We start from the raw sequence: 4799 nt of genomic DNA, 5'->3' as shown, positions 1-4799 counted from the left end.
GAGGTGTGCAGGGCGACGGTCTTGTCGATGGTGGCGGTGCGTTCGGGGGCAGCCAGGTCGAGGGTCAACTGCTGGATGGCGTACGGGTGGTCGTGGTGAATGCGGATGGCGACGGGTGCGTCGGCGGTGAGCCGGGAGGCCATGCCGATCCGGATGTCCGAGGTGTGGGTACGGCAGCGCAGCCACACTGTGCCCGGGGCGGCGGCCGTGCCGGTGTGCACATGGGTCAGGTGACGGCCGTCCAGGTCCCGGTAGCGCGCCACACCGGCGTTGGTGACGCTTCCGTCGAGAGCCGCCTCGACCTCCAGTGGCCCGGAGAACCCTTCGGCCGTGAACTCGGTGCGCAGCACGGCCAGATGGGGGTCGGCCATGTGTACGAGCCGAAGCTGGCGCACCGTCAGTGCCTTCGGTGTCCGGCCGTCGCCCAGGTCGTACCGCGTCCGGCGCTCCAGCAGGCCCGAGGTCAGGTGCAGGACCAGCCGGTGGTCGAGCACCGTCGCCGTGTCCGGTGTGAGCCATCGCCCTCCGGGCAGCCGGAACCGCAGCGGCAGCCAGTTCGGCAGGTTGACCATGTCCTCGTTCTCGACGGAGCGACCGGCCACCTCGGAGGTCAGGCGGTTGTAGATGCCCGCCGCGTAGGTGCCGGGGTAGTGCACGTCGTCCGCAGCGCACTCCGGGAGCGCTCCCCGGGTGGCGAAGTAGCCGTTCCCGAGCGTGCACAGCGACTCCCGCAGCCGCTCGTCCGCCGGTTCGTAGTCCTCGTACTCCCACGTCGTGGTCGTCACGCCGGTGCTCCTCGCACGAGCAGTTCGCCCAGGTCCCGTACGACGATGTCGGCGCCCTGCCGCAGCAGTCTCGCCGCGGATTCCTTGCCGGTGGCGCGGTCCACGCCGACGACCAGGGCGAAACCGCCCTGGCGGCCCGCCTCCACACCCGCGAGGGCGTCCTCGACGACGGCCGCCCGGTCGGCGGGGACGCCGAGCCGGCGTGCCGCCTCCAGGAACAGGTCGGGCCGCGGTTTGCCCGGCAGGCCCAGGCGGGCCGCCTCACCGCCGTCGACCAGGGCGTCGAACAGGTGGAGTACGCCGGCGCGGGTCAGCAGTTCGCGGGCGTGCCGGGACGCGGAGGCCGCGGCCATGGGCACCGCCGCGCGGCGCAGGGCGTGCAGGAGGCGCACCGTGCCCGGGTAGGCGTCGATGCCGTGCTCACGCAGTCGCTCGGTGAACAGCCGCTCCTTGTGCGCGGCGACGGCGAGGACCTGCTCGGGGGGCGGATCGTAGCCACGTGCAGCGAGGAAGGCCGTGGCTCCGTCGACACGGGACTTGCCGTCGACGTACCGCAGGTAGTCGTCGCGGGGGTCGAACGGCCGCCGATGGCGCGGGTCCGCGGGCGGGTGGTCGCGCAGGAAGGCGTCGAAGGCGGTCTGCCATGCGGCGGCGTGCACCCGGACCGAGTCGGTGATCACTCCGTCGGTGTCGAACACGACGGCCTCGACCTTGCGCAGTACGGGTGAGAGGGCGTCGGCCGGGTCACGTGTGCGACTCGACTCGGTCATGGGGACTCCTTCATGTGAGAGTCGATCTCCCGGGTTTCCATGGCGGCCCCTCACCCGGTCCCGCTCGGCCCCTGGGCGATGTCCAGGACTTCCCGTACGGGGCGCCGGGGTGTCGCGGGGCCGTGGGGGCCGTATCCGATGCGCAGCACCATCTGGACGTGGCCCGTGCCCGAGAGCGGGTCGCGGGCCAGCAGGCGAAGGTCGGGGGTTTCCCGGGGGTGGGACGTCAGGGAGGTGGCGAGGCCGGCGAGGGTGGCTTCGAGGAGGACGCGTTCCAGCGCCTGGCCGGCGATCAGCCAGTCGGCGGGCGCGTCGCCGCGGGTGCTCAGCAGCGCGAGGTGCGGATGCCGCTCGAACCCGGTGGTGCCGCGGTCGGCCACCGGCCGCCGCCCGGCGAAGTCGCGGAGGGGAGCCCTGCCGTCCCTCCGACGCGGCCCGAACGCGTACTCGGGGACGCCGTCGGTGGCGATGTCCGCCTCCGGCCCGAGCCGGGTCCAGCGGTGCAGGTCCTCCGTCCCGGCGGGGTCGAGGGCGTCGCGGCTCTCCGCGTCGCGGACCAGTTCCAGGAGGGACTCGGTGTGCCAGGGCCCCGGGAAGAGCAACTCGGCGCCCTCCCCGGCCGCCGCCGCCCGCAGTGCGGTCCGTACGGCGTCCGGGATGTCCTTCTCCTCGAAGGGGTAGCGGCTGGAGTGGCGCTGTGCGATGGCGGGATGCAGACGTGCGAGGTCGTCCGCCTCCTGCTCCGGTTCATCGGGATCGTCCAGGTGCACGGCGGCGAGCAGCAGCGGATCCGCGGGCTGGGGCAGCAGCCGGTTCCGTACGGTGAATCCGGCGTACGCGGCGGCGACGCGCAGATTGAACAGCGCGGCCCCGCATCCGATGTGCAGGGCACGGTGGCCGGGGTCGGTGCGGTGCATGGCACGCTCCAGATCGGCGCGCAGCAGCAGGACGCCCTGGTCGGTGTGGAAGCGGAAGCTCCACGGCTGGGCGTTGTGCAGGGAAGGGGCCGCCGCGGCTGCCGCGACCAGGGTGGTCACCGTGTCCATGTCGATCTGTCGCCTGGCCATCGCAACCTCCTGCCCCGCCGCCGGGCGGCGGTCCGGGTCGGCGGGTGCCCGACGCATGCTCACGCCTTGCCGCATGCTCACGCCTTGCCGCATGCTCACACCCTTGCGGGAACGAGCGTGTTGTCGCCGGTGCGGCCCGCGAAGTAGTCCTCGATGTTGTGGACGGTGGTGTCGGCGATCTGTCCGACGGCGTCCCGGGTGAAGTACGCCTGGTGCGAGGTGACCAGGACGTTGTTGAAGGTCATCAGGCGGGCGAGGCGTTCGTCGGTCATCACCTCCAGGGACTTGTCGAGGAAGAACACCCCGGCCTCCTCCTCGTATACGTCCAGTCCGACCCCGCCCAGCCGCCCGGCGCGCAAAGTTTCCAGCAGGGCGTCGGTGTCGACCAGGCCGCCGCGGCTGGAGTTGATCAGGACGGCGTCGTCCTTCATCATCGCCAGGGCTTCGGCGTCCACCAGGTGGTGGGTGTCGCTCGTCAGCGGCACGTGCAGACTGACCAGGTCCGACTCGGCGAGCAGTCGCTCGTTCTCGACGTACTTCGTGCCCAGGGCCAGGCAGTCGGGGTTCTCGGTGATGTCCCAGCCCAGCAGTCGCATGCCGAAGCCATGGGCGATCCGGGCGAACGCGGTGCCGATCCTGCCGGTGCCCATCACTCCGGCCGTACGGCCGTGCAGGTCGCGGCCCATGAGTCCGTCGAGCCGGAAGTCGAACTCACGGGTGCGGTGGGCGGCCCGTACGATCCGGCGGTCGACGGCGAGCGCCAGCGCCCAGGCGAACTCGGCGACCGAGTACGGCGAGTAGGACGCCACCCGCGCCACCGTCAGCCCCAGCCTCTCGGCCACCACCAGGTCGATGTTGTTGAAGCCGGTGGCCCGCTGCGCGATCATCCGCGTGCCGCCCGCGGCCAGCGAGCCCAGCACCTCCGCGTCCAGCGTGTCGTTGACACCGCAGAGCACAACCTCGTGGCCGGCCGCGGTCGGGGCGGAGTCCCAGTTCAGGAACAGTCCCAGGCAGCGCAGCCCGTGACGGCCGGCGAACGCGCGGTCGAAAGCCGCCCGCAGCAGCGGCTCCTCGTCCCCGAGGACGCCGTACGCGACGATCTCCATGTGTCCTTCTCCACTCATGGACGACAGGTCACCCTTCCACCGTAGGCCGGGGCGGCCGGCGTGGCCGGTGAGGTGATGTCGTTGACCGCCACCACCTCGACCGGGGTGCCGGAGGCGTGCTCCGCGCGTTCCAGCACGCACCGCAGGTAATTGCGGCCGATGCGGTCGCAGCCGTTGATGCCCACGCGTACGCCCATGTCCCTCGTCCTTCCGACCGGTGCCCAGCGGTGTGCCGGGACGCGCCCCCAGCCTGCGGGCGCGCCGGCGGACGGCGGATGGGCCGGACGGGGGCGGGCCGAGGGACGTTCGGCCCAGCGGAGTCCAGCGGGGCCTCCGCGGGAGCGCGGCTCGCGGCTCGCGGCTCGCGGCTCGCGGCTCGCGGCTCGCGGCTCGCGGCTCGCGGCTCGCGGCAGACGGTCACCCCGCCGCCGTCCGGCGGACGCACGTCGAGCGGGAAGACCCGTATCGGGTTGTCGCGTCCGGGCCGATCGGCCCACCGCCCGGGACGGCCGGCACGTGGCGCCGTATCGCCCTCCGTCCGAGCCTGGAACGGCAAGCGGCGCGAACCCGGCCGAGAGAGCTGAGGAGCGCGACGTCATGGTCCGTTACGTGTACGACTTCCACGAGGGCGGTCGTGATCTGGCCGACCTGCTGGGCGGCAAGGGAGCGAATCTGGCGGAGATGGCCCGGCTCGGTCTGCCGGTGCCGCCCGGCTTCATCGTCAGTACCGAGGCCTGCCGTGCCTTCCTGTCGACGGGCGCGGAACCCGAGGGCCTGTCCCGGAGGTCTCCCGGCATCTGACCGCCTTGGAGGAGTCCGCCGGGCGCCGCCTCGGGCAGCCGGACGATCCGCTGCTGGTGTCCGTACGGTCCGGCGCCCGGTTCTCCATGCCCGGGATGATGGAGACGGTCCTCGACATCGGCCTCAACGACGATTCCGTGCTGGGCCTGGCCAAGGTGTCCGGCAGCGAGCGTTTCGCCTGGGACTCCTACCGTCGCCTCGTGCAGAGGTTCGGCAGCACGGTGATGGGAGTCGACTCCGCCCTGTTCGAGCAGGCCATGACGCTGCTCA

General features: G+C 72.3%; 3 protein-coding genes and 3 pseudogenes. 1 reads left to right on the top strand and 5 read right to left on the bottom strand.

The features are described 5' to 3' along the window. The 5 genes and pseudogenes from F3T56_RS49135 to F3T56_RS45065 all read right to left on the bottom strand — a co-directional run. Window positions 1-785: pseudogene (locus tag F3T56_RS49135) on the bottom strand (glycoside hydrolase family 65 protein); the annotation flags it as partial. Continuing rightward, window positions 782-1555, bottom strand: coding sequence for an HAD family hydrolase (locus F3T56_RS45080; RefSeq protein WP_149831252.1), 774 nt, complete (start codon window positions 1553-1555; stop codon window positions 782-784). The gene F3T56_RS45080 and the pseudogene F3T56_RS49135, both read right to left, overlap by 4 nt. Before the next feature lie 50 nt (window positions 1556-1605). Beyond that, the gene (locus F3T56_RS45075; RefSeq protein ID WP_149831251.1) at window positions 1606-2622 is read right to left on the bottom strand and encodes an Acg family FMN-binding oxidoreductase; all 1017 of its coding nucleotides are present in this window, start codon (window positions 2620-2622) and stop codon (window positions 1606-1608) included. A gap of 95 nt (window positions 2623-2717) precedes the next feature. Beyond that, window positions 2718-3728 carry a 2-hydroxyacid dehydrogenase gene (locus F3T56_RS45070; protein WP_149831261.1) on the bottom strand — a complete coding sequence of 337 codons (1011 nt, stop codon included), beginning with the start codon at window positions 3726-3728 and terminating at the stop codon, window positions 2718-2720. Window positions 3729-3781: 53 nt separating this feature from the next. Continuing rightward, window positions 3782-3925, bottom strand: a pseudogene (locus F3T56_RS45065) (type I glyceraldehyde-3-phosphate dehydrogenase); the annotation flags it as partial. A gap of 400 nt (window positions 3926-4325) precedes the next feature. Here F3T56_RS45065 and F3T56_RS49130 point away from each other — a divergent pair. Next, window positions 4326-4799: pseudogene (locus F3T56_RS49130) on the top strand (PEP/pyruvate-binding domain-containing protein); the annotation flags it as partial.

The sequence above is a fragment of the Streptomyces tailanensis genome (assembly GCF_008386495.1).
In the GTDB taxonomy this organism is placed as follows: Bacteria; Actinomycetota; Actinomycetes; order Streptomycetales; family Streptomycetaceae; genus Streptomyces; species Streptomyces tailanensis.
This window is presented reverse-complemented; position numbering and strand designations above follow the sequence as displayed.

What these genes read in the sequence shown, in the direction of transcription:
- F3T56_RS45080 (WP_149831252.1), bottom strand. Translation starts at nt 1,555, where the DNA reads ATGACCGAGTCGAGTCGCACACGTGACCCGGCCGACGCCCTCTCACCC.
- F3T56_RS45075 (WP_149831251.1), bottom strand. Translation starts at nt 2,622, where the DNA reads ATGGCCAGGCGACAGATCGACATGGACACGGTGACCACCCTGGTCGCG.
- F3T56_RS45070 (WP_149831261.1), bottom strand. Translation starts at nt 3,728, where the DNA reads ATGGAGATCGTCGCGTACGGCGTCCTCGGGGACGAGGAGCCGCTGCTG.